Origin of the sequence: Nocardia tenerifensis NBRC 101015, from assembly GCF_000308715.1 — a bacterium.
Classification (GTDB): Bacteria; Actinomycetota; Actinomycetes; order Mycobacteriales; family Mycobacteriaceae; genus Nocardia; species Nocardia tenerifensis.
Genome location: NZ_BAGH01000281.1, coordinates 1 through 3914 on the forward strand (window position 1 = coordinate 1; position 3914 = coordinate 3914).

A 3914-nucleotide genomic window follows, 5' to 3' on the forward strand; every position below is an offset into this window, starting at 1 on the left:
TCCTGGGGTCGGCCTGAGCGGGTTTCGCGAGTACGCGCGGTCCTCCGGGTGAGCTGTGCCGGTTCGCGGACGGGCACGATTCCAGGGTCAGCCTGTGCCGGTTCGCGGACGGGCACGATTCCAGGGTCAGCCTGAGCGGGTTCGCGGATGGGCACGATTCCAGAGTGGACCTGGGCTGATTCGCGGGTGGGCATGATTTGGCGTGAATCTGGGATGGTTTCGCGGGTGGCGCGATCCTGTAGTCGGCCTGAGCTGGTTTCGCAGGTGCGCGATCCTTGGGGTGGGCTGGGCGCTGGTTCGCGGGCTGGGCGTCATTCCGGGTGAGCCTGAGCTGGTTCGCGGCTTGGCGCGATTCTAGGGTGGACCTGGGCCGGTTCGCGGGTGGGCGTGATTCTGGCGTGGGGCTGGGATGGGTTGTTCGCGGGTGGGCGCAATGCCGGGGTGACGCGTGCATTAGGCGAGGCAGCAAGCCGGGATGCGTAAGGCCCTGCACTGTCGATCATTCGGCGGATACCCCGCCATTCGTCGAACAGCGACAATGCAGCCATGAGCGAGGTCTCGACACCCGAGTGCCCGGTGCCGTGGCGCCCGCACCCCTGCCTACCCCTGCACACCACCGCGTCCGCGTACTCGGTAAGCCACCCAGCAATGCAGAAGCACTCGCAACCGCGCAAGGTGCCCAGGTATCTGGCGGCGCAATATCCGGGACCGCCCTACGCGCCGCCCCAACCCACCTCATGGTCGGCCATCCAAAGTGCCACTGCCGCAGCAGTTCACGCACTCCAGCTCGTCAGAAAATCGACCAGAGTCATATGGTCGCGATTCAAGATCATCTAACGACCATATGACTCTGCTCGTGCCTGCGAGGAGGCCCGCACGGAGCAGGCGGGCGCGTGATCGCGACAGCCGCCGTCCGATATACCGCCGGTGAAAGCCTCACAGCCGCAGACCTTTTGAAATGTGCACGCGTGTCAGCGCGGCGAGTCGGTATGCCGCACATCGGAAGGGGTGCGACGGCAAGCTGAACCTCGAGCAGGCGCAGCTTCCCGCGGCCACGCGCGATGGGCCTGCTGCCGTTTAGTCGGTGTGCGGGGAATCAGAAGGTAAGCGGTGGCAAGCTGAAATTTCGAGCATGCACAGCTTCTCGCGGCCACGCGCGATCGGCCTCCTGTCGCTTAGTCGCCAGCCTGACCGAAGAGGCCGCATGCCGAGACCGTCCCCACCTGGCACACCCCCGGCGAAAGCCACGCAGCCACCTGGTACGCCCTCGGCGGCAACGAGACAGCCACTTGCACACCCCGGCGGAAACCCCACAGCCGCATACCTTCTCACCCACGCACGCGTGTCACTCGGCGAGTAGGTGGGCGGGAAAGCATGAGGTGCGGCGGCAGAGCTGGCGCGGGGTTCATAGGGTTGCGCTCGGCTACCGGTTGATGTTGGCCTGCTTGCTGGATCGCGACCTGCTCGAGCGAGGGCACCGGCAAGCCAGGGCACCAACAGCGCTGCGCATCTACAGCATTGAGGTCCGACTGAGTCCAGCATCCTTCTGCTTGGTGAGCTGCCCTCTTCTGCGCTGCCCGCCTTCGCATGGGATCTACCTGAGTCACGGCATCTTCTACGCCGCCTACGGCATCAGGAACGCAAGGCACCATCAGCGCTGACCCCGCCTGCGGCATCGAGAACTGCCCGGCAAGGTGCACCCTTCCGCCCTGCCCTGCATACGACAACATCCAGACCTGCCTCAACGAAGGCATCCTTTGCCTTGTTCCGCCTACGGCATCACGGAACTACCTGAGCCAGAGCACTTTTCAACCCCACCCGCGGCACCGGGAACCTCCCCGAACCAGAGCACCTTTCCGCGCCACCCGAAGCACCGGGAACCTCCCCGAACCGGAACCCCCTCACCGCTCCCCCGACTAGGGCATACGAACCTGCTGGTCAGCCACCTCGGTCAAAGCCTGTGCCCAACTGTCCAACCGGTCGGCGGCGTGGCGGAGGTCGGCGACTATGGCGTCGAAATTGTGGCGGACTACGGCGGTTTCGGGGACTGCGAGGATGCGGCCGGCGGCGGCTACCACCTGTTCGTACTCGACTACGCCGGTGTCGAGGCGGTCGAGGGCTAGCTGGAGGTTGTCGGTGAGGGGCTGGGCGGCGGGGGATTTGGCGCGGGTCATGGCGCCGAGGGCCTGCTCCATGGCGGTGATGTCGGCGGCCAGGGCGTGCAGGGCGGCGGAGCCGGAGCCTGCGGTCTCGAGCATGTCGGTGAGTTCGTCGTCGGGCAGGCGGTTGCCGCGGGCGATCTGGGCGCCGAGGCCGTGCAGGGCTCGTTCGGCGCGGACGAGCCGGGCGATGGGTCCGCGCGCCCGCGACCACATGGGAGGTTGCTTGCGGGGAACGAAGGCGGCCTGCGGCAGGGGCACGCCGCGCAGCCTCAGGTAGCGGCGGGCGCTGAGGGCGGTGCCGGTGACCAGCGCGACCGCGCCGCCGCCGAGCACGACCACGATCCAGGCGGGGGCCGAGATGACCACGAGCCCAACGGCTCCCGCGGTGGTCAGGCCGGAGGCGGTGCCGAGTTGGAAGCTGCGGCGGCGCACTCGACGCCTGCGGCGCAGCTCGCGCTCCCTCGGATCGGCCCAGCGGCGCACGGCGACCAGCGCGTGCTCGCCGACCTCACGCAGACTGTCGGGCAGGCTCCCCGGTTGCGGGGCGAGCGCGGCCTGCGCCCGCACGATCGCCGCGTCGCGCCTGCGGCCGGGCAGCGCCTTGTCCCGAGTCATGCCATCTCTCCCACTGGTAGCGCGGTCCGGACCGGCACGGTCCCGGCGCGGCCGACGGCCGGCCCACCGGGTACCCGTGCTGTGCTTGCCAGTGAATCATCCGCCACCGACAAAGTCCTCGCCGAGCGTCGGAACGTTACTGCTGTGCGGCCTGGCCCTTGTTCATCTGCGGCTGCGCCGGATTGGCCTGGGCCGGTGCGGGATTGACGGCGGACTGCCCGGCGCCGCCCGCGGGCAGCTGATCGCCGCGCATGGACGCGCGGATCTGCTCGAGCTTGCTGTGCCCGGCCATCTGGATGCTGGCCTGCTGCACCTCGAGCATGCGGCCCTGCACGGTGTTCTGCGCGAGCTCCGCGGAGCCGAGCGCGTTGGCGTAGCGGCGCTCGATCTTCTCGCGCACCGCGTCCAGGCTGGGCGTGGTGCCCGGCGCGGACAGGGTCGAGTCCATCTGCTGCAGCGACGCGGAGACCTGCTCCTGCATCTTGGCCTGCTCGAGCTGGCTGAGCAGCTTGGTGCGCTCGGCGACCTTCTGCTGCAACAGCATCGCGTTCTGCTCGACCGCCTTCTTGGCCTGCGTGGCCGCCTGCAGCGACTGGTCGTGCAGCACCTTCAGGTCCTCGACCGACTGCTCGGCGGTGACCAGCTGCGCGGCGAACGCCTCGGCGGCGTTGGTGTACTGGATCGCCTTCTCGGTGTCGCCCGCGGCGCTGGCCTGGTCGGCGAGCGTGACCGCCTGGCGCGCGTTGGCATTGAGCTTCTCGACCTCGTCGAGCTGCCGGTTCAGCTTCATCTCGAGCTGACGCTGATTGCCGATGACCGACGCGGCCTGCTGCGAGAGGGCCTGATGCTGGCGCTGAGCTTCCTCGATAGCCTGCTGAATCTGGACCTTCGGATCCGCGTGCTCCTCGATCTTCGAGTCGAAGAGGGCCATCAGGTATTTCCAGGCCTTGACGAACGGATTAGCCATCGATTGATCCCGCCTCCATCTGACGTGCCGCGCCCTCGACGCGGCTCCGGTGCGCGACCGTCACGCACTCGATATATGCCTATCCTCCACCATGCGGCCGCCGGACCGGGTCTACCCGGGCCAACCGACGCCTGAGGAGAATCTATCCGCTTTCGGCGCCGGACCGCAGC

At 68.0% G+C, this 3914-nt stretch carries 2 protein-coding genes; both read right to left on the minus strand.

What is annotated here, in order from left to right:
- Positions 1-1916: 1916 nt before the first annotated feature.
- A complete protein-coding gene (gene pspM / locus ON39_RS21470; RefSeq protein ID WP_040737043.1) occupies positions 1917-2777 on the minus strand; it encodes a phage shock envelope stress response protein PspM in 861 nt (286 codons plus the stop codon).
- Between the two features lie 136 nt (positions 2778-2913).
- Positions 2914-3744: a phage shock protein PspA gene (pspA, locus tag ON39_RS21475; RefSeq protein ID WP_040737045.1), complete on the minus strand. Its 831-nt coding sequence runs from the start codon at positions 3742-3744 to the stop codon at positions 2914-2916.
- Positions 3745-3914 lie beyond the last annotated feature (170 nt).

Coding starts and splice junctions, on each gene's coding strand:
- pspA (WP_040737045.1), bottom strand. CDS start 3,744: ATGGCTAATCCGTTCGTCAAGGCCTGGAAATACCTGATGGCCCTCTTC.
- pspM (WP_040737043.1), bottom strand. CDS start 2,777: ATGACTCGGGACAAGGCGCTGCCCGGCCGCAGGCGCGACGCGGCGATC.